Below are 24,616 nucleotides of genomic sequence, written 5' to 3'. Positions count from 1 at the left end.
CCCATCGGGCTCCGGGGGCCGACGGAAACCGAATGCGAGGTGAGGGTCCGTCAGGGCCCGGACGATGGCATTTCCGACTTCTCCCGCGGCGACCACCGGCTGGGAGTTCCTCGCCGGCTCCCCGTACCCGGTGGCGGTGCTCGACCCGGATGGCGCGCTGCTGCACGCCAGCGACAGCGCCCGCCGCCTGCTGGCCGCCCCGGCGGACAGTGACCCGGTGCACGGCGTGCCGGCGGACGGCGCCCCGGCCGACGCGGTGCCGCCCTGGCTGCGCCGGGCCCACCTGGACCTGCCCGCCGACGGCACCCGCCCGGCGGCCGTCCGGCACACCGACCCGGTCGCCGGACCGGTCGAGGCGCACCCCTCGCCCCGCCCGGACGGCAGCGCCGTGTGGTGGTTCGTCGTCCCGGAGGGCGGACCGGCCCTGCTCCCGCGGACCGCCACGGGCGGCTCCCACGACTGGGAGCTGCTGACCCGGCTGTCCGGACTGCTGCTGTCCTCGCTGAACGTCGACCGCATCCTGGAGACGGCGGTCCGCCAGGCCGCGCTGCACCTCGCCGACGCCGCCGTGGTGGTCGCCCCCAGCTCCGGCCGGACGCTGCGCTTCGTGACCTGCCTGCGCGGCGGCGACCCGGCGCACGTCCAGGTGCGGGCCGACCCGGCCGAGGTCCCCGGACTGGCCGAGGCGCTCCAGGGGTTCCCGCCGGTGCCCTCGCGGTGGATCGACCCGGACGCCACCCCGCGCTGGCTGGTGCCCGCCGGTTTCGGCCGGGTGGGCTCGGTGCTGGTCACCCCGCTGCCCGGGCACGGCGTCCCGGCGGGGGCGCTGGTGCTGCTGCGCGCGGCGGGCGGCGGCCCGTTCCCCGTCGACGAGGAGGTCTTCGCCCGGATGTTCGCCGCCCGGGCCGGAGCCGCCGTCTCCGCCGTCGTCATGTACTCCGAGCAGGCCGCCGTCACCGACCTGCTGATGCGCGAACTGCTCCCGCCGCGGCTCGAACACCTCAACGGGGTGGACTTCGCCGGCGGCTACCGGGCCTCGGTCGACCGGGACCGGATCGGCGGCGACTTCTACGACGTCCACCCCGCGGCCGACCCCGACGGCGAGACGCTCGCCCTGCTCGGCGACGTCAGCGGCAAGGGCCTGGAGGCCGCCGTCATGACCGGCAAGGTGCGCAACACGCTGCACGCGCTGCTGCCGCTGGCCGACGACCACCAGCGCGTCCTGCACCTGCTCAACCGGGCGCTGCTCACCTCCCACCACACCCGCTTCGCCAGCCTGGTGCTGGCCTCGGTCCGCCGCGAGCAGGACCGGGTCCGGGTCCGGCTGTCGGCCGCCGGGCACCCCGCGCCGATGGTGGTCCGGGCGGACGGCCGGGTCACCGAGTCCACCACCCTGGGCAGCATCGTCGGCGTCCTGCCGGAGACCACCACCCGCACCGACACCGTGCTGCTCGACCCCGGCGAGGCGTGCGTCCTGTACAGCGACGGGATCACCGAGGCCAAGGGCGGGCCCACCGGCCAGGAGCAGTTCGGCGACCACCGGCTGCGCCAGGCGCTCGGACAGTGCGCGGGCATGCCCGCGGAGGCGATCGTGGAACGGGTCCAGATGCTCACCGCCCAGTGGCTCCGCGAGGGCCGGCACGACGACATGGCGGTGATGGTCATCGCCGCGCCCCCGCCCGGCCACCTGCCGGTGGTCAGCGCGCGCCGGGGGGACGAGGCATGAGCACCGGCACCCCGGGCGACACGCTCACCCACGGCCGGCACCCGTTCCCGGCCCCCGCCCGCCCCCGCGCCGCGGCCCCCCGGCCCGAGGAACTGGCCGAGGAGCTGTGGGAGGTCGTCATCGGCGGCGACCAGGCCGGGGCCGCCGCGCTCGCGACCGGGGCCCTGGAGCGGGGGCTGCACCCGGAGTCGCTGCTGCTCGACGTGATCGGCGCGCTCCAGGCCCGGATCGGGCGGGAGTGGGCGGCCGACCGGATCACGGTGATCCAGGAGCACGCCGCCACCGCCGTCAACGACCGGGTGGTGTCCCTGGTCTCCGGCCACCCGGCGTTCGCCGCCGCCGCCGGACCGCCGCGGCCCGGCCGGATCGCGGTGGCCTGCGTCGACGGCGAGTGGCACGGCTTCCCCGCCCGGCTGCTGGCCGAGGTGCTGATGCTGCGCGGCTGGCGGGTCGACCACCTGGGCGCCCAGTGCCCCACCCCGCACCTGATCGCGCACCTGCACCGCACCGCCCCCGACGCGCTGGCGCTGTCCGCCTCGCTGTCCACCCGGCTGCCCGCCGCGCACACCGCGATCACGGCCGCCCAGGCCGCCGGGGTGCCGGTCATCGCGGGCGGCGCGGCGTTCGGCCCCGACGGCCGGCACGCCCGGCTGCTGGGCGCCGACGCCTGGGCCCCGGACGCCCGGGCCGCCGCCGAGCGCCTGGCCCGCGGACTGCCGCTGCCGGCCTCCCCGCACCAGCCCGTCGACGACCTCCCGCACCTCGCCGACCAGGAGTACACCCTGGTCGGCCGCAGCGGACGCGAGCTGGTGGGCGCCGTGATGGCCGCCCTGGAACGGGAGCACCCCGCCGTCCGCTCCTACACCCCGCTCCAGCGCGACCACACCCTGGAGGACCTGTCCCACATCGTCGAGCACCTGGCCGTCGCCCTCTACACCGGCGACCCGGAGCTCTTCACCGCCTTCACCGGCTGGACCAGGGAGATCCTGCTGGCCCGCGCCGTCCCGGACACCCTGCTCGCCTTCGCGCTCGGCGTCCTGCGCGAGCAGCTGCGCGACCTGCCGCGCAGCGTCGCCGTCCTGACGGCCGCGCTGACGGCCGTCCGGCCGTCCGCGCCCACCGACCCGCACCCGCTGCCGACCCCGGGAACCCCCGCGTGAACGCCCACCCCGTCCCCCCGTCCCGGCCCGCCGCGGGCGCGCTCCGCACGGCCACCGTCCCGGTGGACGGCGAACTCGACCACGAGAGCTGCGGGCAACTCGTCCGGGCGGTCGCCGGCCACCTGGTCGCCCGTCCCCGGGTCGACGTGGTCCGGCTGGACTGCGGCGGCATGTCGCTGTGCGACTCCATGGGCCTGTCCGCGCTGCTCCAGATCCGCCGGGACGTCGACGCGGCCGGCCGCCGCCTGCTGCTCGACCACCGGCCCGCCCACCTGGAGCGCCTGCTGCACCTCACCGGTACCGCGAGCTACCTGCTCGCCGACCGCCCGGACTGACCGCCCGGACCGACCGCCCCGGCCGGGTGCCCTGGCCGACCGCCCCGGCCGGGTGCCCGGACCGGCTCCCGGACCGGGCGCTCCGGCGGGTGGTCCGTTCGGGGCCGGGCCGGTTTCCGATCCCCCGGCAGGGGCAGCCGACGGCCATGGACCGACGACGCGCCCCCTGGTGGGACAGTTCCCTCTCACTGCTGACCCGCGGCTACGCGTGGCTCCCCGACCTGCGCCGCCGCCACCCCGGGCCGGTGGTCCGGGCCCGGCTGGCCGGGCGGCCCGCGGTCGTCCTGCACGGACCGGAGGCCGTCCGGTTCTTCTACGACGAACGGCACGTCCGGCGCGCGGGCGCGCTGCCCGAGCCGGTCCGGAGCACGCTCTTCGGGCACGGCGCCGTGCACTCCCTGGACGGCCAGGTGCACCGGCTGCGCAAGGCGCTGTTCCTCTCGCTGCTGGCCGACCCCGCGCAGGTCCGCGCACTGGTCGGCGAGGTCGGCGCGGCCTGGGAGACCGCGGTGGGGGAGTGGGCCGAGCGGCCCCGGGTGGTGCTGCTGGACGAGGTGGCCCGGGTCCTCACCGAGGGCGTCCGCCGCTGGGTCGGCCTGCCGCTGCCCGAGGACGGCGCCGACGCGTTCGCCGCCGACCTGGTCGCGATGGTCGACGGCTTCGCCACCCCCGGCCCGCGGCACTGGCGCGCCCGGCTGGCCCGCCGCCGCCGGGAGACCTGGATCGCCGGGATCGTCACGGACGTGCGCAACGGCACCGCCCGCGTCCCGGCCGGCTGCCCGCTGGAGCGGGTGGCGCGGCACCGGGACGCGGACGGCGAACCGCTGGAGCCGCGGGTGGCGGCCGTCGAGGTGCTCAACCTGGTCCGCCCGACCGTCGCGGTCTGCTGGTTCGTCGCGTTCGCCGCCCACGCCATGCACCTGCGGCCGGAGAACCGCGCGGCGCTCGCCGACGGGGACCCGGCCCGGGCCTGGGCGTTCGCCCAGGAGGTCCGCCGGTTCTACCCGTTCGCCCCGTTCGTCGGCGGCCTGGCCGCCGACGACCTGGTCCACCGGGGCGAACCGATCGCCGAGGGCACCCTGGTGCTGCTCGACCTGTACGGGCAGAACCACGACCCGGCCCTGTGGGGCGACCCGTACGCCTTCCGCCCCGAGCGGTTCCTGGACCACCCCGCGGACGTCGGCCAGTCCGTCCCGCAGGGCGGCGGCGACCCGGCGCGCGGCCACCGCTGCCCCGGCGAGGCGGTGGTGGTCGAACTGCTGGAGGACCTCTCGGTGCGGCTGGCCCGGCTGGAGTACGTGCTACCAGCCCAGGACCTCTCCATCCGGCTCGGCCGGATGATCGCCCGCCCGCGCAGCGGCTTCGTCATCGAGGCGGTCCGCGCCGGATGACGCACCCGCGACCGACCCGAGACACGCACCGCACGGAGAGGACGACCATGCCGAACGGCGAGCACGGAGAGCACGGAGAGCACCACGAGCACGGCGAGGGCGGCCGCGGAGCCCACCGCGCGCCGGAGGGGCCGACGCAGGTGCCGGCCCGCGGCTGGGCCGCGGTGCTGCGCCGCACCACGAAGGAGTTCCTGGACGACGAACTGCCGGACCGGGCCGCCGCCCTGACCTACTACGGGGTGCTGGCGGTCTTCCCGGCGCTGCTGGTGCTGGTCTCGGTCCTCGGCCTGCTCGGCCACTCGGCGACCGACCGGGTGCTCGACAACCTCCAGCAGCTCGCCCCCGGGCAGGCCCGGGACGTGCTGCGCTCCACGGTCGAGCAGTTGCAGGACGGGCGCGGCACCAGCGGGGTACTGGCCGCGGTCGGCCTGCTGGGCGCGCTCTGGTCGGCCTCCGGCTACGTCGCCGCGTTCATCCGGGCGTCCAACGCGGTCTACGACATCCGCGAGGGCCGGCCGGTGTGGAAGCTCACCCCGCTGCGGGTCGGCCTGACCCTGCTGATGATGGTGCTGCTGCTGGCCAGCGCCGTGATCGTGGTCTTCACCGGCCCGGTGGCCCGGCGCGCCGGGACCTCCTCGGGGTCGGCCCCACCGCCGTGACGGTCTGGTCGATCGCCAAGTGGCCGGTCCTGGTCCTGCTGGTCTCCGTCATGATCGCGCTGCTGTACTGGGCGGCTCCCAACGTGCGCGGCCGGGGCTGGCGCTGGGTCTCCCCGGGCAGCCTGCTGGCCGTGCTGCTCTGGCTGCTGCTCTCCGGCGGGTTCGCCGCGTACGTCGCCAACTTCGCCTCCTACAACCGGACCTACGGCACCCTGGCCGGGGTGATCGTCTTCCTGGTGTGGCTCTGGCTGTCCAACCTGGCGATCCTGCTCGGCCTCGAGTTCGACGCCGAGCTCTCCCGCGAACGGGCCGTCGAGGGCGGCCTCCCGCCCGACGCGGAGCCGTACGTACCGCCGCGCGACACCCGCAAGTGGCCCGACGGCGCCGACGGCGCCCCGGGCTGACCTGCGGAGCCGGCGGCCCGGGAACGGCGCGGGCCGGGGCGGTCGGACCGGCGAAAACGGGCAGACGGCCGGGCGGGGGCCCACCCCCGATGACACGGACACCGAGAGCGAGGAGTCGTGATGACCGAGTACGGGTTCTTCCTGTCCTGCGAGGAGTTCACCCCGCAGGAACTGATCCACCAGGCCGAGCGGGCCCAGGCCGCCGGGTTCACCCGGCTCGCGATCTCCGACCACTTCCACCCGTGGAACGAGGCGCAGGGCAACAGCGCCTTCGTCTGGTCGGTGATCGGCGCGCTCTCGCAGGCCGTCGACCTGCCCGTCACCACCCTGGTGACCTGCCCCACCGTCCGCCTGCACCCGGCGGTCACCGCGCAGGCGGCGGCCACCTCCAGCGTCCTGCTGGAGGGCCGGTTCACCCTCGGCGTGGGCACCGGCGAGGCGCTCAACGAGCACGTCCTGGGCGACCGCTGGCCCTCCTACGAGGAGCGCGCCGAGATGCTGGAGGAGGCGGTCGAGGTGATGCGCGAGCTGTTCACCGGCCGCCAGGTCAGCCACCGCGGCCCGCACTACACCGTCGACAACGCCCGGCTCTACACCGCGCCCCCCGGCCGGCTGCCGATCCTGGTCTCCGGGTTCGGCCCCCGGGCCGCCGCGACGGCCGCCCGGATCGGCGACGGCTTCGTCACCATGACGCCCGACGCCGACCTGATCGCCGTCTTCCGGGACGCGGGCGGCGCGGGCAAGCCCGTGGTCGGCGGCCTCAAGGTCTGCTGGAGCACCGACCGGGAGAAGGCGATCGACGAGGTGCACCGCCGCTGGCCGACCGAGCTGCTCCCCGGCGAACTCGCCCAACTGCTGCCCACCCCGGCGCACTTCGAGCAGGCCAGTGAACTCGTCACCCGGGAGATGGTCGCCGACGCCGTGACCTGCGGCGACGACGTCGAGGCGCACGTCGAGGCGGTCCGCGCCTACGAGCGGGCCGGCTTCGACGAGGTGTACGTCGGACAGATCGGCCCCGACCAGGACGCCTTCTTCGACGCCTACCGGGACCGGGTGCTGCCCGCCCTGCGGGGCGCCGCAGCGGACGCGCACCGGCCGCTGGAGACCCCGGAGGCCCGGATGACCGGGGAGGGCGCCCCCGCCCCGGACGAGCGCACCAAGGACGCCGGGGACGGCCCCGAGTTCGCCCGCACCGATTCCGGACAGTGAACCGGACGGAACGTGCATGACCGACGGACGGCCGGTTAGACGGTGGTTGTTCGATTCCACCGTTCGGAAGGCAACGTCGTGACCAAGGCCTCTCGCCTCCCCGGCGCGCAGACGCACCACTGGGACTGGCAGCTCGAAGGCTCCTGCCGCACCGTCGGCAGCGAGGTCTTCTTCCGACCCGCGAACGAGGGCCGCGCCGAGGCCCGGGAGCGCGAGCAGGCCGCGAAGCGGGTGTGCGGCGGCTGCCCGGTCCGCCTGGAGTGCCGCCGGTACGCCCTCGCCACCCGAGAGCCCTACGGAGTCTGGGGCGGCCTGACCGAGGACGAGCGGCGCGCCCTGCTGGTGCGCCGCGAGCCCGCCGCCGCCCGGGTCACCCCCGCCGCTGCCCGGGTCACCCCCGTCGCCGCCTGACCACGACGACGCCACGCGGGCCGACCGGACCCCGGTCGGCCCGCGGCGTTCCCGGCGGCCCGGTCCGGACCGCGTGCGGCCGGGGCCGGACGGCCGTCCGCACCCCCGCCTCCTCGACCGGCAGGTACGGCGCGCAGTGGGTGATCTCCAGCACCCGGCGCACGCAGGGCGCCGGGAGCCCAGCGCCAGCGCCACCCCGAGCACGCCCGCCGCCTGCCGGGCCCGCAGCAGGGTGTCCAGGGCGGACGAGGTGAACAGCTCGACCGCCCGCAGGTCGACGCAGAGCCCGGCCGGACGGGCCCGCAGTCCGCGGTGCAGGGCGAGCGCGAAGGCGTGCTGGTTGTCCTGGTGCAGGGCGCCGACCAGGGCGCACCGGACGGTGCCGCCGGTGCGCCGGGTCTCGATCCGCAGATCGGGGGCGCGCACCACGGCCGTCCGGTCGGTGCGCCGGGTCACCTCAGGGCGCCGACCGCAGCACCGGCCGGGACGGCGGCGGACCGGGCGTCCGGCCCGGAGCGGGGGCGGGCAGCGACTCGGACCCGGTCGGCGCCTTCGCCACCGCGGCCCCCAGGATCTCCCACAGCGCGACGGCGTTGCCGCGCAGCTGGTCGGCCACCGGTGCGCCGTCCTCGGCGGCCGCGAGGTAGGCCCGCACCCCGGCGATCGCGTACCGCAGCTGCGGCGCAGGGCCTGGTCGGCGCCGGCGCCGGCGGTCAGGACCGCGGCGAAGTGCTCAAGTCGCGCTCGGGTCAAAGCCTCCACCACATCGCCTCCAGGCACCGGTGCGGGAGACCGGCAGGTCCCACTGTCCCCGCACACCCAACATGCGTCAATGAATGCACGAAAATTATGTCATGCATGACGAGTCGTGAAGTCCACTACCTATGCTGGAGCGGTGGAGCGAACCGCCGAATCCAGCCGCCAGTGGACCTTCCTGACCAATCACGCCAGGGTGCTGATCCAGATCTACCGCGACCCCGGCATCCGGGTGCGCGACATAGCCGCCCGCTGCCTGCTCACCGAGCGCGCGGTGCAGCGGATCATCGTCGATCTGGAAGAGGCCGGGTACCTCACCCACGAGCGTCGCGGACGCACCAACCACTACCGCGTCATCGACGGCCAGCTGCGCCACCCCGCCGACGCCGGGCCCACCATCGCCGAGCTGCTCTCCGCCCTGCTCACCCCGCCGGCCACGTCCTGACCGGTCACGTCCTGACCGGTCACGCCCGACCCGCCGTGTCGACCTGCCGGCCTGCGCCCGGCCGTCCCCCGACCCGCCGCCCGCGCCGGTCCGGCCGGAAAACGACCGTCCCGGCCCCGCCCCCGGAGGGACGGAGACCGGGACGGGGGCGGACGCTCAGGGCGCCTGGCTGTCCGCGGCCGGCGGCTCGGGCTCGTCCTTCCGGCCGTCCTCGGCCTTCGCCCGCACGTCGGCGGGAGTCGGCGCGGTGATCTCGCGCTCCTCGGCCGACCGCTCGCGCACGCTCTCCTCCGGTGCGTCCTGCGCGGCCCGGTCCTTGCCGTCCTGCGTGGTCATGGCTGTTCCTCTCCGTCTCCGACTGGGACACCCGGCGGCTACCCCCGACCGGGGCCGTCACACCGGGCCGATCGGGTGAACCCGCGCGCCCGGCCCGGCGGCCCGGACCCGGCGCCGCCCTCAGTTCCGGCCTGCGGGCCAGGTGCCCGTCACCCGGCGCCAGGCGACCGCCCCCGACCGGTCCAGGACCGCCTTCACCAGCGCGAACAGCGCGCCCTGGAGCGCGGCGGCGGTCAGCACCTGCCGCCAGCCCCGGTCCTCGTCGGTCGCGTTCGGGGTGTCCTCCTCGTGGGCGATCCGCCGCCACAGCCGTTTGAACACCGCCCCGGCCAGCACCCCGCCGAGCGCCCCCACCAGCATGCCGACCGGCTTGTATACCACCACTGCCGCGTTCACCGGGCCTCCTCTCCTCCCGGCCCGCCGCCGGACCGCCGGGCCTCCCGCGCGGCTGCCCGACCGCCCCACCCGCAAACGACCGCCCCACCCGCGAACGACCGTCCCCGGCAGACGACCGCCCCCGGGAGGCGGGGCGCTCACCGCCCGGCGCGGCCGCGCCCCCGGGCCGGCGCTCCTCGTGGCGCAGCAGCAGGGAGGGCAGCACCAGCCAGGTCAGCGCGAAGTAGCCGAGCCCGGCGGCGGAGACCACCGCGGCGAGCACGGCGTTGCCGTCGCGGTGCGCAGCAGCAGCAACAGGGCGCAGCCGATGGTCAGCGCGAGCAGGGTCAGCCCCAGCCCGAGCAGCCGGGAGCCGGTGCGGATCAGCACCGGCTTCAGGTCGTGCCCGGCCAGCAGCCGGTGGAAGGCGACCGGGGCGATCAGCGAGGCGGTCGCGCAGGCGCCCAGGATGACGGTGGCCGTGTAGAGGTTCCGGTCGAAATCGTCCAGCGTGGCGAACCGCGGCGTGAAGGCGACGCTCAGCAGGAAGCCGAACAGGATCTGGGCGCCGGTCTGGGCGACCCGCACCTCCTGGAGCATCTCGTCCCACTGCCGGTCGGCCCGCTCCTGCGGGCTCTCGTCGCGGCCGGGCCCACCGTCGGGGCCGAGGAGTCGCTCACTGGGGTCCTTTCGATCGTCGTGCCCGAACCGGGGCGCGGGCCCGGGGCCGATTCTCGCCCCGCGCCGGGCCCCGCGGTTCCCACCCGGGCGCCCGCGGGGTCGTGTCGCGCCCCGGGGAGCGGCTGCCCGGCGGGCCCGCACCCATGCCGACCTGGCGTGGGCGGCGGCCGACCGGGCATGCGAGGGGATATCCGACCCGACCGGAAGGCCCGTCCATGGACAGTGCGGAACGGCACGTCAACGACCACCGCGCGAAGGCGCTCCAGCGCTTCCCGCGCCACGAGCGCCGGGCGAGGCCAGGCTGCCCGCCGTACTGGCCACCCTGACGGCCGTCCTGCTCTACCTGGCGCTGCCCGAACAACTGCTGCTCGTCCCCCGGTTCGTGCTGCCCGCGCTGGAGGTGCTGCTGCTGATCCCGCTGATCGCGGTCAACCCGCGCCGGATGACCCGGCAGAACCGCTTCTCCCGCGTCCTGTCGCTGGTCCTGGTCGCCCTGATCGGCATCAGCAACCTGGTCTCCCTCGGCCTGCTGGTCGAGGCGATGGTGACCAGCAAGGCCCAGGAGGGCGGCCCGCTGCTGCTCGCCGCACTCCAGGTCTGGGCCACCAGCATCATCGTCTTCGGCCTGGCCTTCTGGGAGCTGGACCGCGGCGGCCCGGTGGTGCGCACCCAGGCCGACCGCTCCGAACTGCCGCTCGCCGACTTCCGGTTCTCCCAGGACGAGAACGACGACGCCGTCGAGGAGGTCGCCGACAGCTCCTCCCGCACCAGCGACTGGGTGCCCACCCTGATGGACTACCTGTACGTCTCGGTGACCAACTCGACCGCCTTCAGCCCCACCGACACCATGCCGCTCTCCACCCGGGCCAAGGCCCTGATGGCGATCGAGAGCATCGCCGCGCTCATCACCTCGCTGCTCGTCATCGCCCACGCGGTGGGCGTCCTCGACCAGTAGCCGCGCCGCCGGACCGGGGAGACCGGCCGCCGGACCCGGGAGAACCGCCCGCCCGGCGGAACCGGCAGCCCACGATCGACCGTCCTTCCCGGGCATGAGCGACAACACCTTAGGACGACGCGGACTCCTCCGGACGGCGGTCGCGGGAGCCGCCCTGCTGCCGGTGGCCGGAGCCGTTCCCGCAGCCGCCGCCGCGGGCGAGCCGCAGCAACCGGGCGGCGGCGAGACGGCGTTCACCTGGCTGGGCAACAGCGGCTGGCGGATCGAGGGCAACGGGAAGACCGTGCTGTTCGACCCGTACCTCACCCGCTACCCCACCCACGGCTTCGACCCGAAGACCCCGCTCACCGTCGACCCCGCCGCGGTCGACCCGCACCTCGGGACACCGGACCTGGTGCTGGTCAGCCACAGCCACTGGGACCACGTCAACGACGTCCCGCACATCGCCACCAGCCGGGGCGTGCGGGTGGTCGGCACCGCCACCACCTGCCACCTGCTCCAGGCCATGGGCGTGGACCCGGCCCAGCTGATCGTGGTCAAGGGCGGCGAGGTGCTCGACTTCGGCGGCTTCACCGTCCGGGTGGTGGCCAGCCTGCACAGCCGCAACGCCAAGCACCGCTACTGGGCGCCGGGCACCCTGACCGCGCCGCCCGCGCAGGCCCCCACGACGATCGGCGAACTCGTCGAGGGCGACACCCTGGCCTTCCAGGTCCAACTGGGCGACGGCCCGCAGACCCTGCTGACCGGGGCCAGCGACTTCGTCGAGCACGCCTACGCCGGCCTGCGCCCCGACGTCGCGATGATCGCCGTGGAGAGCACCGCCCGCACCACCCACCGGTACGTGCCCCGGCTGCTCCAGGCGCTCGACTTCCCGCGCACCGTCGTCCCCGTGCACTGGGACGTCTTCGAGACGCCGCTGACCGACCCGGCCGTCCAGGACCCGTCGATGGACCTGGACGGCCTGCTCACCCAGGTCCGCGCCCTGGCCCCGCGCACCCGGCTGATCCGCCCCGAGCACCTGGGCACCCTGCGGCTGCGCGCCTGACCCGCCCGGCGGCGCCGGTTGGGCCCGGTCCGGTCGGTCTTGCCGGGCGCCGCGCGCCGATCCGACAGGACCGACCGGACCGGGCCTACCGCACCTCCATGCCCACCAGGCAGGTGTCGTCGTCGGTGTCGGCGCCGCTGAAGCGCAGCAGGTGGTCCAGGTGGGCGTCCAGTGCGGTGGCGCCCTCGCGGGGGGCGGCCTCGGAGAGGCTGACCAGGTTGGCGAGCGAGGCGTGCAGCCCCTGGTCGCGGCGCTCGATCAGACCGTCGGTGTACATCACGATCCGGTCGCCCGGCGCCAGCGCGATCTCGCTCTCCTGGTAGTCGGCCTGGTCGATTACGCCCAGCAGGATGCCGTCCACCTGCGGCAGGCACTCCGCCGCCCCGCCGCGCAGCAGGACCGGCGGCAGGTGGCCGGCCCGGGCCCAGCGCAGCAGGCGGCGCTCCGGGTCGTACAGGCCGCAGACCGCGGTAGCCGTGACGTTGTCGGTCAGGTGGTGCGTCACGCTGTTCAGCCAGGCCAGCAGCTGGGCCGGACCGGCCCCGGTCGCGGCCAGGCCGCGCAGCGCGTTGCGCAGCGCGACCATCCCGGTGGCCGCCTCGATGCCGTGCCCGGCGACGTCGCCGACGCACACCAGCACCTGCCCGGAGGGCAGCGGCAGCGCGTCGTACCAGTCGCCGCCGACCAGGTGGTCCTTCTCGGCCGGGCGGTAGCGCACCGCCACGTCGAGGTTGTTCAGCGTCCGCGACCTGACGCTGGGCGGCATGATGGCGTGCTGGAGCTGGAGCACCAGCCGGTGCCGCTCGGCGACCTGCTGCTCGCTCTGCGCCAGCTGGTCGCGGGTGGCGGCCAGCGCGACCTCGGTCCAGTGCTGCGCGGAGACGTCCTGGTAGGCGCCGCGGACCGCGCTGACCTGCTCCAGCCGGTCGTGCACCGGCTCGGCCACCACCCGGATGTGCCGGTCACCCCGTCCGCCCGCTGGAGGCGGAAGGCCGTGGACGCCGGGCGCCGGTGGTGCAGCAGGGTGCGCAGGAAGCGGCCCACCGCGTGCCGGTCGTCCGGGTGGCGTGGTCGACCAGCCGCTCCAGCGCGATCGGCCGGTCGGTGGCCGGCAGCCCGTACAGCTCGAACAGCGTCTCGTTCCAGACCACCTCGCGGGTGGTCAGGTCCTCCTCGAAGCCGCCGATCCGGCCCAGCCGCTGCGCGTGGTGCAGCAGCCGCGCGATCTTCGGGGTGCTGTCGGTCAGCCGCCACAGCACGGTGACGTGGTTGCCGTGCCGGCTGATCGACACGTACGCGTCGGTGGTCAGCGGCACCCCGTCGACCAGGGCGGCCAGCTGCATCCGGGGGTCCTTGAACGGCGCCCCGGTGGCGTGCACGTCCTCCACCGCCTCCAGCAGGTTGCCCTCCTGCGCGGCCAGCGGGTACGCCTCCAGCAGCGGGGAGCCCACGATCGCCCCGGTCGGGCGGCCCGCGAAGTCCACGAACGCCGGATTGGCGTAGCGGATCACGAACCGCGGCGGGAAGGCGTCGTCGGCGGGCTCCAGGATCATGCACGGGTCGAGGACGCCGTCGACCAGCCGGCTCAGCTCCTCCAGCCGCCCGGCCCCCGGGGCGTCGTCCGGCGCGTCCCCGGTCCAGGTCTCCAGGGTGGCCGCGCACAGCTCGGCCAACGCCTCGAACTGCCGGTGCAGCGACTGCGACCACCTCGGCAGCTCGTCGCGCCAGCACACCTCCAGCACGCCGATCAACCGGCCGCCGACCCCCGCCGGCACGGCGACCCGGCCGCCGCCGGCCTCGTGCTGGCCGATCGAGGGCACCGACGCGTCCGCCAGGGTGCGGTACGTCACCGGCGCCCGCTCGTCCAGCGCCCGGCGGGCCGCGGTGACCACCCCGGCGGCACGTGGCGCCACCGCCGGGCCTCCGCGTCGGCGAAGCCCGCGCTGCCCGCCAGCGCCAGCGACAGGTCCGGCCGGGCCGCCCAGATCGCCACCGCGACCGCGCCCAGCGGCCGCAGCGCGTGCTCCAGCATCGCGCGGGCCGCCGCCGCCGCGTCGGTCGCGCTCAGCGCGTCCGCCTCGGTGTTGCGCAGCCGCACGCCGACCCGCTGGGACGCCGGGTTCGCCGCCCGCGCCACGAAGTCCTGGGCGGCCTCGGAGATCTTGTCCGCGGCGGCCTGGTTGACCAGGCCCGCCGCCAGCTCCAGCGGGGTGGAACCGGCCTGCCCCGCCAGCAGGTCCAGCTGCCGGGCGGCCTCGGTGGGACCGCAGCGCAGCCGCTCCACCAGGATGCCGACCGCCATCTCCACCACGACCGCCCCGCGGCGTGCGCCTGCGCGTCGTCCAGCTGCCGGCGCAGCTCCTCCACGGTGCCGGCCAGCCGCCCGAGCGCCCCGTCGACCGTCGGGTCGTCGTCCGCCGGGTCGCCGTCGCGCGGGTGGTGGCCCGCGACCGTGCCGTCCGGCACCGCGAACGGCACGGACGGCAGGAAGGGCGCGGACGGGGCGGGGCGCTGGGCGCCGATCAGCCCGGACCCGGTCGGCGTGGTCGGCAGGCTCTGGTCGGGGCGCGGCTCCCGGGACTGGTGCACGGCGTGGACTCCTGCGGCTCTGCTGGGCGGACGGGGGACGGGCGGGGGAGCGGGGCGGCTACTCGGTGAGCTGGGCCTCGATCCGGCCGATCAGCTCACCGGCGTCGACGGGCTTGGTGATGTAGTCGCTGGCCCCGGAGGCGAGGCTCTTCTCCCGGTCGCCCACCATGGCCTTGGCGGTCACGGCGATGATCGGCAGCGCCGCGTACCGCGGCATCGCGCGGATCGCCGCGGTGGCGGTGTAGCCGTCCATCTCGGGCATCATCACGTCCATCAGGATCACGTCGATGCCGGGGTTGGCGGCCAGCGTCTCCAGCGCCGCCCGGCCGTTCTCGGCCTGGAGCACCCGCATCCCGTGCAGCTCCAGGATGCCGGTGATGGCGTACAGGTTGCGGTCGTCGTCGTCGACGACCAGCACCAGGCGGCCGCTCAGCGCGGAGTCCACCCCGGCCGCCTCCCAGGTGGCGTCCTGCGGGGTGCCGCGCACCAGCGGCACGTCGCCGGGGTGGTCGGCGCTCATGTGCAGGGCGATCCGCTCGCGCAGCTCGTCCAGGCTGGAGATGACCTCCAGCGGCCGGGCGCCGGCCCGGGAGAGCGCGTCGGCGTCGCCCGGCGTGCCGCGGTTGCTGTGCACCAGCACCGGCACGCCCTGGAGCGCCGGGTCGCGGTCCATGTCGCGCAGCAGCGCCGGGGCGGCGCCGTCGGGCAGGTCGAGGTCCAGCACCACGCAGTGCGAGGGCGCCGAGGCCAGGACGGCCGCGGCCTCCGCCGCGCCGACCGCGGTGACCACCTCGACCCGGCGGCGGCCCTCCTTGGCCCCGGTGAGGCCGGCCGGCTCGGCGGTGGCGTTCTCGGCGACCAGCGACAGCAGGCCGCCCTGGCGGTCCTCGACCACCAACAGGCGGCGCGGCTGGAGCGCCGTCCCGCCCTCCTCGGAGACCTGGTGCGGCAGGTCGGCCGCCGCCGGGCCGCCGACCGCCGCGTCGGCGCGCGGGCCGGCCTCCAGGGCCAGGAACTCCGGCCGGGTCACCGGCAGGAACAGGGTGAAGGTGCTGCCGCTGCCCAGCACGCTCTCGGCGGTGATCGCGCCGCCGAGCAGGTAGGCGATCTCCCGGCTGATCGACAGGCCCAGGCCGGTGCCGCCGTACTTGCGGCTGGTGGTGCCGTCGGCCTGCTGGAAGGCGCCGAAGACGGTCTCCAGGTGCTGCGGCGCGATGCCGATGCCGGTGTCGGAGACCCGGAAGGCCAGCACCGGGCCGCCGCGGCGCACGCCCTCGGGGATCTGGTCCTCGGGGCCAGCCCGATCCGCAGCTCGACCCGGCCGCGCTCGGTGAACTTCACCGCGTTGGAGAGCAGGTTCCGCAGCACCTGGCGCAGCCGGTAGTCGTCGGTGACGATGTCCTCGGGCACGTCCGGGGCGGTGCGCACGGTGAAGGCCAGGCTCTTCTGCCCGGTCAGCGGCTTGAAGGTGGCCTCGGCGTACTCCAGCAGGCTGCGCAGCGCCACCGGCTCGGGGTTGAGGTCCATCTTCCCGGCCTCGACCTTGGACAGGTCGAGGATGTCGTTGATCAGCTGGAGCAGGTCCGAGCCGGCCGAGTGGATGATGCCCGCGTACTCGACCTGCTTGGCGGTCAGGTTCCGGGTGGGGTTCTGGGCGAGCAGCTGGGCCAGGATCAGCAGGCTTGAGCGGGGTGCGCAGCTCGTGGCTCATGTTGGCCAGGAACTCCGACTTGTACGTCGAGGCCAGCGAGAGCTGGTGCGCGCGCTCCTCCAGCTCCTGCCGGGCCTGCTCGATCTCCAGGTTCTTGGTCTCGATGTCCCGGTTCTGGGCGGCCAGCAGGGCGGCCTTGTCCTCCAGTTCCGCGTTGGACGCCTGGAGCTCCTCCTGCCGGGCCTGCAGCTCCTGCGAGCGGACCTGGAGTTCGGCGGTCAGCCGCTGCGACTCGCCGAGCAGTTCGTCGGTGCGGGCGTTGGCGACGATCGTGTTGACGTTGACGCCGATGGTCTCCATCAGCTGGTCCAGGAAGGCCCGGTGGACGGCGGTGTACGGCCGGACCGAGGCCAGCTCGATGACGCCGAGCACCAGCTCCTCGACCACGATCGGGACGACCAGCAGCGACAGCTCCTCGGTCCGGCCCAGGCCGGAGGAGGCCGCCAGGTAGCCGGAGGGGAGCGTCTCGACGCGATGGTGCGCCGGCTGCGGGCGGCCTGGCCGACGAACGACTCGCCGAGCCGGAAGCTGGTCGGCCGCTCGCCGTCCGGGTAGGCGTACGAGCCGAACAGCCGCAGCACCGTGCCCCGGTCGCCCTCCTCGGCCAGGTAGAACGCGCCGACCTGGGCGCCCACCAGCGGGGTGAGCTCGTCCATCACCGCCTCGGCGACCACCGCGAGGTCCCGCTGGCCCTGGAGCAGGCCGGAGAAGCGGGCCAGGTTGGTCTTGAGCCAGTCCTGCTCCTCGTTGGCGCGGGTGGTCTCGCGCAGCGAGCCGACCATCGCGTTGACGTTGTCCTTGAGGTCGGCGACCTCGCCGGAGGCGTCCACGGTGACCGAGCGGGTCAGGTCGCCCGCCGCGACGGCGCTGGTCACCTCGGCGATCGCGCGGACCTGCCGGGTGAGGTTCCCGGCCAGCTCGTTGACGTTCTCGGTGAGCCGCTTCCAGGTGCCGGAGACGCCCTCCACCTCGGCCTGGCCGCCCAGTCGGCCCTCGCTGCCGACCTCGCGGGCGACGCGGGTGACCTCGGCGGCGAACGAGCCGAGCTGGTCGACCATGGTGTTGATGGTGGTCTTGAGCTCCAGGATCTCGCCGCGCGCGTCGACGTCGATCTTGCGGGTCAGGTCGCCGTTGGCGACCGCGGTGGTGACCTGCGCGATGTTGCGGACCTGCGACGTCAGGTTGTGCGCCATGAAGTTGACGTTGTCGGTGAGGTCCTTCCAGGTGCCCGCGACGTTCGGCACCCGGGCCTGGCCGCCGAGGATGCCCTCGGTGCCGACCTCGCGGGCCACGCGGGTGACCTCGTCGGCGAACGCCGAGAGGGTGTCCACCATGGTGTTGATCACCCCGGCCAGCGCGGCGACCTCGCCCTCCGCCTCGACGGTGATCTTCTGGCTCAGGTCGCCGCGGGCCACCGCGGTGGCGACCTGCGCGATCGAACGGACCTGGCCGGTCAGGTTGGACGCCATCACGTTGACGTTGTCGGTCAGGTCCTTCCAGGTGCCGGAGACGCCCCGGACGGTGGCCTGGCCGCCCAGGTTGCCGGCCGTGCCGACCTCGCGGGCCACGCGGGTGACCTCGTCGGCGAACGCCGAGAGCTGGTCGACCATCGTGTTGATGGTCTCCTTCAGCTCCAGGATCTCGCCCCGGGCGTCCACCCGGATCTTCTGCGTCAGGTCGCCCTTGGCGACGGCCGTGGTGACCTGGGCGATCGCGCGGACCTGGGCGGTCAGGTTGTCGGCCATCACGTTGACCGACTCGGTCAGGTCGCGCCAGGTGCCGGACACGTCGCGGACGTCGGCCTGCCCGCCGAGCCGGCCCTCGGTGCCGACCTCGCGGGCGACGCGGGTGACCTCCCCGGCGAACGAACTGAGCTGGTCCACCATCGTGTTGATGGTGTCCTTCAGCTCCAGGATCTCGCCGCGCGCGGTCACGGTGATCTTCTGCGACAGGTCGCCCTCGGCCACCGCGGTCGCCACCTGGGCGATCGCGCGGACCTGGCCGGTCAGGTTGCCCGCCATCGAGTTGACGCTGTCGGTCAGGTCGCGCCACGTCCCGGAGACGCCCTTCACGTCGGCCTGGCCGCCGAGGATGCCCTCGGTGCCGACCTCGCGGGCGACGCGGGTGACCTCCCCGGCGAACGAACTGAGCTGGTCGACCATGGTGTTGATGGTGGTCTTGAGCTCCAGGATCTCGCCGCGCGCGGCGACGTCGATCTTCCGGGTCAGGTCGCCGTTGGCGACCGCGGTGGTGACCTGCGCGATGTTGCGGACCTGGGTGGTGAGGTTGCCCGCCATCGCGTTGACCGAGTCGGTCAGGTCCTCCCAGGTGCCGGACACCCCGGGCACCACGGCCTGGCCGCCCAGCTGCCCCTCGGTGCCGACCTCGCGGGCCACCCGGGTCACCTCGGAGGTGAACCGGGACAGCTGGTCCACCATGCCGTTGAACACGGTGGCGATCTCGCCCAGCAGCCCGTCCGAGTCACCGGCCAGCTTGGTGCTGAAGTCACCGTCGCGCACCGCGGTCAGACCCGCCAGCAGCAGCCGGAGTTCGGCCTCGCCGATCTGGGATCGGACGGCCGCCGCGTCCGGGTGCGGGTTCCGCGACGTCGTCGAGCCAGCCATCGAAAGCTCCGCCTCCTGCCACGCCCCGCCGTACGGCCGGGCAACCGATCAAGCGCACGGGCTACCTGGAACGGCCGAACAGCCGTGATCCCGGACCCCCGGCGAGGCTACCCAGTGGCCGGAACGCCGGAAAACTCCCAGGTGGGAGACCTGGCAGGGCCCCGACAGGGGGTCCGGCGGGGGCCTCAGCGGGCTCCGGGCGGGCCCCGGCCGCCGTCTCAGCCCGCCGACAGGGCGGCCTGGACCACCAGCGCCTCGGGGCCCCGGCGCGGGTGACCGTCACCCGCAGCCGGTCGGCGGTGGCCCGGGCGGTCAGCCGAACGGTGCCGTCGGGGGAGCGCGGGCCGTCGCCGTCGAGGCGGTCGGGGCGGTCGGGGCGGTCGGGGTCGGGCGGGGCCTCGGCACCGTCCGCGAAGGACTCGGCGAGGGCCGCCGCCCCGGCGGCCGACACCTCCCGGGCCGCCCCGGCCGGGACGCCGCACTCCGCCAGCCAGGCGCGCAGGGCCGCGCGGGCGGCCGGCAGCTCCTGCGGCCGGGCCGGGAAGGACAGGGTCAGGACGGCGGGCTGCCGGTACAGCAGGACGGCGACGTCGTCCTCGAAGCCCTCGGCGGGGCGCAGCAGGTCCGTCACGTGCTCGGGCAGATCGGCGGTGGGCAGGGCCGCGCCCGCCACGACCGCCCGGCCGGCCCGAGCGATGCCCTCCGCCAGGCCCTCGCGCCGCCGCTCCACCAGCCCGTCCGTGTACAGCAGCAGCGTGGAGCGGCCGGGCAGCACCGCGGTGGCCTCCGGCCGGGGCCGGCCGGGGCGGACGGCCAGCGGCAGGGCGCGGCCCCCTTCGAGCAGGGCCGTGGAGCCGTCGGCCCGGGCCAGCACGGCGGGCGGGTGCCCGGCGCTGGAGTGGCGCAGCACACCCGTGGCCGGGTCGAGGACGCCGCAGAACACGGTGGTGCAGACCGCGCCGGGGATGGCGGCGGCGAACGCGTCCAGCGCGGCGAGCGTCCGGGCCGGGCTGTGGTCCTGGAGCAGCAGCGCCCGGCAGGCGCTGCGCAGCTGGCCCATCACGCTGGCCGCGGCCAGGCCGCGCCCGACGCAGTCGCCGACGATGATGCCGATCCGGCCGTCGGGCAGCGGCACGGTGTCGTACCAGTCGCCGCCGACCTCCAGCGGCGGGGTGGCCGGCTCGTAGCGGGCGGCGAAGCCCGGCGGCAGCCGGTCCGGGCCCAGGATGGCCCGCTGGAGGGCGATGGCCGTCTCGCGCTGCTGGTCGATCCGCTGGGCCCGGGCCAGCCCCTGGGCCAGGCGGCCGCCCAGCAGCACGAGCAGCAGCTCGTCCTCCCGGGTGAAGGGCGGCGTTCGCCCAGCTCGACCACCAGGACCAGCGGCCCGCCCGGCCGCTCCAGCCGGATGCCGGTCCCGGCGGGCCCCTCCACCGGAGTGAGGGCGGGCGCGGCGGCCAGCGCGGTCAGCGCCGCCCGGCGCTCCTCCGGCAGGTCCGGCCAGTCCGGGCAGGGCCCGGCGGCGGTGAGCCGGGGCGCGGCCCCGGCGCGGTCGAAGTGGACCGCCACCACCCGGCGGGCGCGCCACAGCCCGCGCATCTCCGCCAGCGCGCAGGCGAGCGACTCCTCGGCGCCGGTGGCCCGGCTCAGGCAGTCGGCGAGCAGGGCCAGGGCGCTCTCGCGCTGGATGGCGTAGTACTCGGCGGTGACGTCCCGGAAGGTGCCGACGGTGACGGTGCGGCCGGTCGCCGGGTCCGGGACGCGGCTGAAGGTGGAGTGCGTCCAGATCCGGTGGCCGTCCCGGTGGGTGACGGGGGCGGTGGAGCTGCCGCGGCCGTCGGCGGTCGCCCGGGCCAGGGCGTCGGCGGCCTGCCGGTGGGCGTCCGGGTCGGTGGCGGGGTCCGCCCACCACGGGTGCGGCGCCGGGTAGGGCAGCCCCTCGGGGCCGTAGCCGAGGATGTCGGTGAACGCCTGGTTGACCTGGACGACGGCGCCGTCCTCGTCGCAGACGAAGAACGCGTCCTGGAGCGAGTCGACCAGGGCGTCCTGCCAGCGGGTGTGCTGGTCGCGCAGCCGCGCCAGCCGCAGCGCGGCGCGCACCCGGGCCAGCAGGTCGGCCGCGGCGAAGGGCTTGACCAGGTAGTCGTCGGCCCCGACTCGAAGCCGTCGATGGCGTCCTCCCGCCCGGCCCGGGCCGACAGCAGCAGCACCGGCAGGGCGGCGGTGCGCGGGTCGGCGCGTAGCGCCGCGACCAGCCGCAGGCCGTCCGTGCCGGGCATCATCACGTCGCTGATCACCAGCTCGGGGACGGCGGTGCGGACGGCGGTCAGCGCCCGGTCGCCGTCGCCGACCGCGGTGACCCGGTGGCCCGCGCCGCGCAGGATGCGGCTGAGGTAGTCGCGCATGTCGGCGTTGTCGTCGACGACCAGGACGTGCGCGGGTTTGCCGTCGCCCGTTCCCGCACCCTCGTCCGTTCCCGCACCGGCGTCCGGCTCCGGGCCGTCGTCCGGCTGCGGCCCGGCGGGCCCGGGGGAGGGGCGGTGCTCCCAGCGCAGGGCCTCCTGGACGAACGCCTCGGCGCCCGGGCGGGCAGTGCCGTCCGGGCCGTCCTGGGCCGCCGGGGCGGCGGAGTCCGCCAGCGGCAGGCTGATGGTGAAGGAGGTGCCGCGGTCCGGCACGGAGTCGGCGGTGATCGTCCCGCCGTGCAGGTCGACCAGCTCCTTGACCAGGGCCAGGCCGATGCCGCTGCCCTCGTGCGAGCGGGCCCGGCTGTTCTCGACCCGGTGGAAGCGGTCGAACAGGCGCGGCAGCTCCGCGGCCGGGACGCCCACCCCGGTGTCCTCGACGGTGACCAGGGCCCGCCCGTCCCGCTCGCGCACCCGGACCCGGACCGTTCCCTCGAAAGTGAACTTCAGGGCGTTGCTCAGCAGGTTGAAGACGACTTTCTCCCACAGCTCCGGGTCCACCGGCACCGGCGCGCTCAGCGGCGCGCAGTCGACCTCCAGGACCAGCCCGGCGCGCTGCGCGGCCGAGCGGAACACGGCGGCCAGCTCGGCGGTGACCCGGGACAGGTCGACCGGCTCCGGGCGGGCCCGCATCCGGCCCGCCTCGATCCGGGAGAAGTCCAGCAGCGTGTTGACCAGGCGGCTCAGCCGCAGCGTGTTGCGGTGGACCGTCTCCAGGTCCTCCCGGACGTCCGGGTCGGCGTCCGCGAAGCGCTGCCGCAGCCCCTCGACCGGCCCGGAGATCAGCGTCAGCGGGGTGCGGAACTCGTGGCTGATGTTGGAGAAGAACGCGGTCTTCGCCCGGTCCAGCTCGGCCAGCTGCTCCGCGCGCCGCTGCTGCGCCTCGTGGTCGCGGGCGCTGGTGATCCCGGCCGCCAGCCGGCCCGCGACCAGGTCGACGAAGCCCAGGTAGGCGTCGTCCGCCGGGCGGTACCGGTTGAGGCCGACGACCAGGAAACCGCTCGGCCCGCCGCCGCCCGGGCCGCTCAACGGCACCAGCCGGGCCTGCCGGGGCGGCTCCTCCCACGCCCCGCGCGGCAGCTCGGCGAACCGCTCGCCGGTCAGCGGCACCGACACCGCCGCGCCCCGGCGGACCGCCGCGGCCGGCCACGGGCCCGGCTCCCCGGGCCCGATCCGGGCGGGCGCGGCCGGGTGGCCCGCGGGCACGCCGGAGGAGGCGGCCAGCTCGGCACCGCCCAGGTCGTCGAACAGATAGGTCAGGGTGAAGGGCAGGTCGTACGGGTTGCGGGCGAGTTGCTCGGCGCTGAACGCCAGGAACTCGCCCTCGGCGCGCACCGCCCCCGGGTCGGAGCCCAGGTCGCGCAGCGTCGCCATCCGCCGCTCCGCGACCACCCGCTGGGTGTCCTCGCTGACCACGCACAGCACGCCGACCACCGCGTCGGCCTCGTCGCGCAGCGGGCTGTAGGAGAAGGTGTGGTAGCTCTCCTCGGGGTAGCCGGAGCGCCGCAGCCGCAGCGGCAGCGCCTCGTCCCAGGTCGCCTCGCCCTCGGTCAGCACGTGCTCGATCCGGGGCCTGGCGTCCTCCCAGACCTCCGCCCACACCTCGCGGAACGGGCGGCCCAGCGCCCACGGGTACTTGTCGGCCAGCGTGTCGCGCCGGTACGCGCCGTTGCAGAAGAACGTCAGGTCCGGGCCCCACCCCATCCACATGGAGAAGCGCGAGGACAGCATGATGTCCACCGTCGAGCGCAGGCTCTGCGGCCAGCCCGCCGGGTCGCCCAGCGGCGTGGCCGACCAGTCGACCCGCGCCAGGTCGGCACCCACCGCCGGGTCGGCGCCGAACACCCCCTGAGCCCGCTCCCGCGTCACCGGGTTCCTCCTTCCGGCCCGGCGGCGCCGGACGCGGCGCCGCCAGCCTGCATTGTGCCGGGTCCGCGCCCGGTGCTCCTCCGGTTGCCCGCTCCCGGGCCGGGCAACCCCGGCACCCCCGGAGCCGGTCCGACGGGCGGGCTCCGGGCCCCGAACGGCAGGGCCTAGCATGGCCGACATGACCGACCACACCCCAGGGCCGCCCGAACCCACGGTGCTGCACCTGAGCGGCGATCTCGACCACGACAGCGAACGCGAACTCGCCGAGGCCGTGGACGCCGCCGTCACCCGCAGCACCGGCGCACTCGTCCTGGACGTCTCGGCGGTCACCTTCGCCGACTCCTCCGCGCTGCGGACCCTGGTGCTCACCCAGCAGCGGATGGAAGCCGCGGACTGCGCGCTCGTCCTGCTCGGCCCGCTCGCGCCCGCGGTCCGGCGCCTGCTGGAGATCACCGCGACCGACGACTACTTCACCGTCGTCGAGAGCCTGCCGCAGGCCAGGGAGGCCGCCGCCGCACTGCTGCGCCGCCACCCGCACGGAACCGGAGCCGGGTGACGCGGGTGCACCATCCCGCATCATCCGTCCCCTCCGGGGCACAAGCACTCCGATCCCACTCGATCCCTCCTCTCCGTCCGGCCTCGCCGGCCGGTACGTACGGTGCCGTAGACGATTCGAGGTCGTTCATGTCCCACGACGACGCCCGGCCGCCGTCCCCGGAGGCCGCCGTCCCGGGAGAACGGCCGCCGGAGCCCGTGCGGACCGCGGGCCAGGCCCGCGCAGTCCTCGCCCGACTGCTGGAGTCCGCCGGACACCCCGGCGGCCGGGTCCTGGCCGACGCCCAGCTCGCGGTGACCGAACTCGTCGCCAACGCCCTGCACCACGGCGGCGGCCTGACCTGCTTCGACGCCCGCCTCGGGCCCGGCGGGACCGAGCTGGTCGTCGACGTCGAGGACGGCGACGCCCGCCCGCCCGTCGCCCAACCGCTGCACGACCGCGACCCCGCCACAGCGGGGGCCGCGGCTGGGCCATCGTCCAGGCGCTCGCCGCGTCCTGCCGGGTCGACCCGCTGCCGGCCGGCGGCAAGCGGATCAGGGTCACCTTCGCCCTGTAGCCCGTCCGGGGGAATCCCGCGGGCCGCGGGAAAACCGGAGGATTCGATCGGTGACGGCCGGTCAGACCCAGGGCATGGACACCGACCGCCACCCGCTGTGGCAGCCCTTCTCCGAGACCGCCGCCCACCCGCCGCTCCGCCTCCGGGACGGAGAGCGGCCGGCGCCGGTCACCGCCTCCCCGTTCCTCGAACCGGGCCCGCAGGCGCGACCGCAGCCGGACCCGCTCGCTCCGTCCGTCCCGCCCGAGCCACGCCGCCCCGCCGCCGGGCAGCTCTCCGGCCGGGCCCGCTGACACCCGTCCACCTCCGACCTGCCGTTGCCGCGGTGCGGGCAACGCAAACGGGCCGCCCCCGGTCTCCG

The 24,616-nt window shown here is 75.7% G+C and carries 16 protein-coding genes and 5 pseudogenes; 12 read left to right on the top strand and 9 right to left on the bottom strand.

Features of this window, described 5'->3' with window-relative positions; genetic code table 11:
• Window positions 1-64: 64 nt before the first annotated feature.
• From QMQ26_RS03045 to QMQ26_RS03015, 7 genes and pseudogenes are all read left to right on the top strand, one after another.
• Window positions 65-1,726, top strand: a complete 1,662-nt coding sequence (locus QMQ26_RS03045) for a PP2C family protein-serine/threonine phosphatase (RefSeq protein ID WP_282204669.1) — start codon at window positions 65-67, stop codon at window positions 1,724-1,726.
• Complete coding sequence (locus QMQ26_RS03040) at window positions 1,723-2,886, top strand: cobalamin B12-binding domain-containing protein (RefSeq protein WP_282204668.1); 1,164 nt, start codon at window positions 1,723-1,725, stop codon at window positions 2,884-2,886. The genes QMQ26_RS03045 and QMQ26_RS03040 overlap by 4 nt, the downstream gene beginning before the upstream one ends.
• A complete protein-coding gene (locus tag QMQ26_RS03035) occupies window positions 2,883-3,221 on the top strand; it encodes an STAS domain-containing protein (protein ID WP_100834761.1) in 339 nt (112 codons plus the stop codon). The genes QMQ26_RS03040 and QMQ26_RS03035 overlap by 4 nt, the downstream gene beginning before the upstream one ends.
• A gap of 146 nt (window positions 3,222-3,367) precedes the next feature.
• On the top strand, window positions 3,368-4,612 hold the full coding sequence (locus QMQ26_RS03030) for a cytochrome P450 (RefSeq protein ID WP_282204667.1): 1,245 nt from the start codon (window positions 3,368-3,370) through the stop codon (window positions 4,610-4,612).
• 47 nt (window positions 4,613-4,659) lie between these two features.
• Window positions 4,660-5,675: pseudogene (locus QMQ26_RS03025) on the top strand (YihY/virulence factor BrkB family protein).
• Between the two features lie 120 nt (window positions 5,676-5,795).
• On the top strand, window positions 5,796-6,884 hold the full coding sequence (locus QMQ26_RS03020) for a TIGR03557 family F420-dependent LLM class oxidoreductase (protein WP_100834758.1): 1,089 nt from the start codon (window positions 5,796-5,798) through the stop codon (window positions 6,882-6,884).
• A gap of 78 nt (window positions 6,885-6,962) precedes the next feature.
• Window positions 6,963-7,295, top strand: a complete 333-nt coding sequence (locus QMQ26_RS03015) for a WhiB family transcriptional regulator (protein ID WP_282204666.1) — start codon at window positions 6,963-6,965, stop codon at window positions 7,293-7,295.
• Window positions 7,296-7,752: 457 nt separating this feature from the next.
• Here the strand turns inward: QMQ26_RS03015 and QMQ26_RS03010 are convergent, their stop codons facing one another.
• Window positions 7,753-7,950, bottom strand: coding sequence for a hypothetical protein (locus QMQ26_RS03010; protein ID WP_282204665.1), 198 nt, complete (start codon window positions 7,948-7,950; stop codon window positions 7,753-7,755).
• A 240-nt stretch (window positions 7,951-8,190) separates the two neighbouring features.
• On the opposite strand from QMQ26_RS03010, the gene QMQ26_RS03005 reads away from it, so the two are divergent.
• Complete coding sequence (locus QMQ26_RS03005) at window positions 8,191-8,496, top strand: helix-turn-helix transcriptional regulator (protein ID WP_282204664.1); 306 nt, start codon at window positions 8,191-8,193, stop codon at window positions 8,494-8,496.
• A gap of 156 nt (window positions 8,497-8,652) precedes the next feature.
• Here the strand turns inward: QMQ26_RS03005 and QMQ26_RS03000 are convergent, their stop codons facing one another.
• From QMQ26_RS03000 to QMQ26_RS02990, 3 genes are all read right to left on the bottom strand, one after another.
• On the bottom strand, window positions 8,653-8,832 hold the full coding sequence (locus QMQ26_RS03000) for a hypothetical protein (RefSeq protein WP_100834753.1): 180 nt from the start codon (window positions 8,830-8,832) through the stop codon (window positions 8,653-8,655).
• A 120-nt stretch (window positions 8,833-8,952) separates the two neighbouring features.
• On the bottom strand, window positions 8,953-9,192 hold the full coding sequence (locus tag QMQ26_RS02995) for a DUF4235 domain-containing protein (RefSeq protein ID WP_404814147.1): 240 nt from the start codon (window positions 9,190-9,192) through the stop codon (window positions 8,953-8,955).
• A gap of 249 nt (window positions 9,193-9,441) precedes the next feature.
• Window positions 9,442-9,807, bottom strand: coding sequence for a DUF6328 family protein (locus tag QMQ26_RS02990; RefSeq protein ID WP_282204663.1), 366 nt, complete (start codon window positions 9,805-9,807; stop codon window positions 9,442-9,444).
• 463 nt (window positions 9,808-10,270) lie between these two features.
• Between QMQ26_RS02990 and QMQ26_RS02985 the strand changes: the two genes are divergently transcribed.
• Window positions 10,271-10,843 (top strand): hypothetical protein, encoded by a 573-nt coding sequence (locus tag QMQ26_RS02985; RefSeq protein ID WP_282204662.1) that lies wholly within the window; start codon window positions 10,271-10,273, stop codon window positions 10,841-10,843.
• 94 nt (window positions 10,844-10,937) lie between these two features.
• Complete coding sequence (locus tag QMQ26_RS02980) at window positions 10,938-11,888, top strand: MBL fold metallo-hydrolase (protein WP_100834750.1); 951 nt, start codon at window positions 10,938-10,940, stop codon at window positions 11,886-11,888.
• An 85-nt stretch (window positions 11,889-11,973) separates the two neighbouring features.
• Here QMQ26_RS02980 and QMQ26_RS02975 read toward each other — a convergent pair.
• The 5 genes and pseudogenes from QMQ26_RS02975 to QMQ26_RS37895 all read right to left on the bottom strand — a co-directional run.
• Window positions 11,974-14,441, bottom strand: a pseudogene (locus QMQ26_RS02975) (SpoIIE family protein phosphatase).
• Window positions 14,442-14,535: 94 nt separating this feature from the next.
• Window positions 14,536-18,812 (bottom strand): annotated as a pseudogene (locus tag QMQ26_RS02970) (HAMP domain-containing protein).
• A gap of 61 nt (window positions 18,813-18,873) precedes the next feature.
• Entirely contained in the window at window positions 18,874-20,130 is a 1,257-nt protein-coding gene (locus QMQ26_RS37905; protein ID WP_404814045.1) for a PP2C family protein-serine/threonine phosphatase, read from the bottom strand.
• A gap of 437 nt (window positions 20,131-20,567) precedes the next feature.
• Window positions 20,568-20,909: pseudogene (locus tag QMQ26_RS37900) on the bottom strand (PAS domain S-box protein); the annotation flags it as partial.
• A gap of 110 nt (window positions 20,910-21,019) precedes the next feature.
• A pseudogene (locus QMQ26_RS37895) lies at window positions 21,020-22,648 on the bottom strand (ATP-binding response regulator); the annotation flags it as partial.
• Between the two features lie 673 nt (window positions 22,649-23,321).
• Between QMQ26_RS37895 and QMQ26_RS02960 the strand changes: the two are divergent.
• Entirely contained in the window at window positions 23,322-23,699 is a 378-nt protein-coding gene (locus QMQ26_RS02960; protein ID WP_159072955.1) for an STAS domain-containing protein, read from the top strand.
• Between the two features lie 606 nt (window positions 23,700-24,305).
• Complete coding sequence (locus tag QMQ26_RS02955; RefSeq protein WP_100834745.1) at window positions 24,306-24,548, top strand: hypothetical protein; 243 nt, start codon at window positions 24,306-24,308, stop codon at window positions 24,546-24,548.
• Window positions 24,549-24,616: the final 68 nt, after the last annotated feature.

The organism is Kitasatospora fiedleri (genome assembly GCF_948472415.1).
In the GTDB taxonomy this organism is placed as follows: Bacteria; Actinomycetota; Actinomycetes; order Streptomycetales; family Streptomycetaceae; genus Kitasatospora; species Kitasatospora fiedleri.
This window is presented reverse-complemented; position numbering and strand designations above follow the sequence as displayed.

Excerpts from the sequence above, each read along its gene's own strand:
- QMQ26_RS03045 (WP_282204669.1), top strand. The coding sequence starts at position 65 with ATGGCATTTCCGACTTCTCCCGCGGCGACCACCGGCTGGGAGTTCCTC.
- QMQ26_RS03040 (WP_282204668.1), top strand. The coding sequence starts at position 1,723 with ATGAGCACCGGCACCCCGGGCGACACGCTCACCCACGGCCGGCACCCG.
- QMQ26_RS03030 (WP_282204667.1), top strand. The coding sequence starts at position 3,368 with ATGGACCGACGACGCGCCCCCTGGTGGGACAGTTCCCTCTCACTGCTG.
- QMQ26_RS03020 (WP_100834758.1), top strand. The coding sequence starts at position 5,796 with ATGACCGAGTACGGGTTCTTCCTGTCCTGCGAGGAGTTCACCCCGCAG.
- QMQ26_RS03000 (WP_100834753.1), bottom strand. The coding sequence starts at position 8,832 with ATGACCACGCAGGACGGCAAGGACCGGGCCGCGCAGGACGCACCGGAG.
- QMQ26_RS02995 (WP_404814147.1), bottom strand. The coding sequence starts at position 9,192 with ATGCTGGTGGGGGCGCTCGGCGGGGTGCTGGCCGGGGCGGTGTTCAAA.
- QMQ26_RS02990 (WP_282204663.1), bottom strand. The coding sequence starts at position 9,807 with ATGCTCCAGGAGGTGCGGGTCGCCCAGACCGGCGCCCAGATCCTGTTC.
- QMQ26_RS02980 (WP_100834750.1), top strand. The coding sequence starts at position 10,938 with ATGAGCGACAACACCTTAGGACGACGCGGACTCCTCCGGACGGCGGTC.
- QMQ26_RS02960 (WP_159072955.1), top strand. The coding sequence starts at position 23,322 with ATGACCGACCACACCCCAGGGCCGCCCGAACCCACGGTGCTGCACCTG.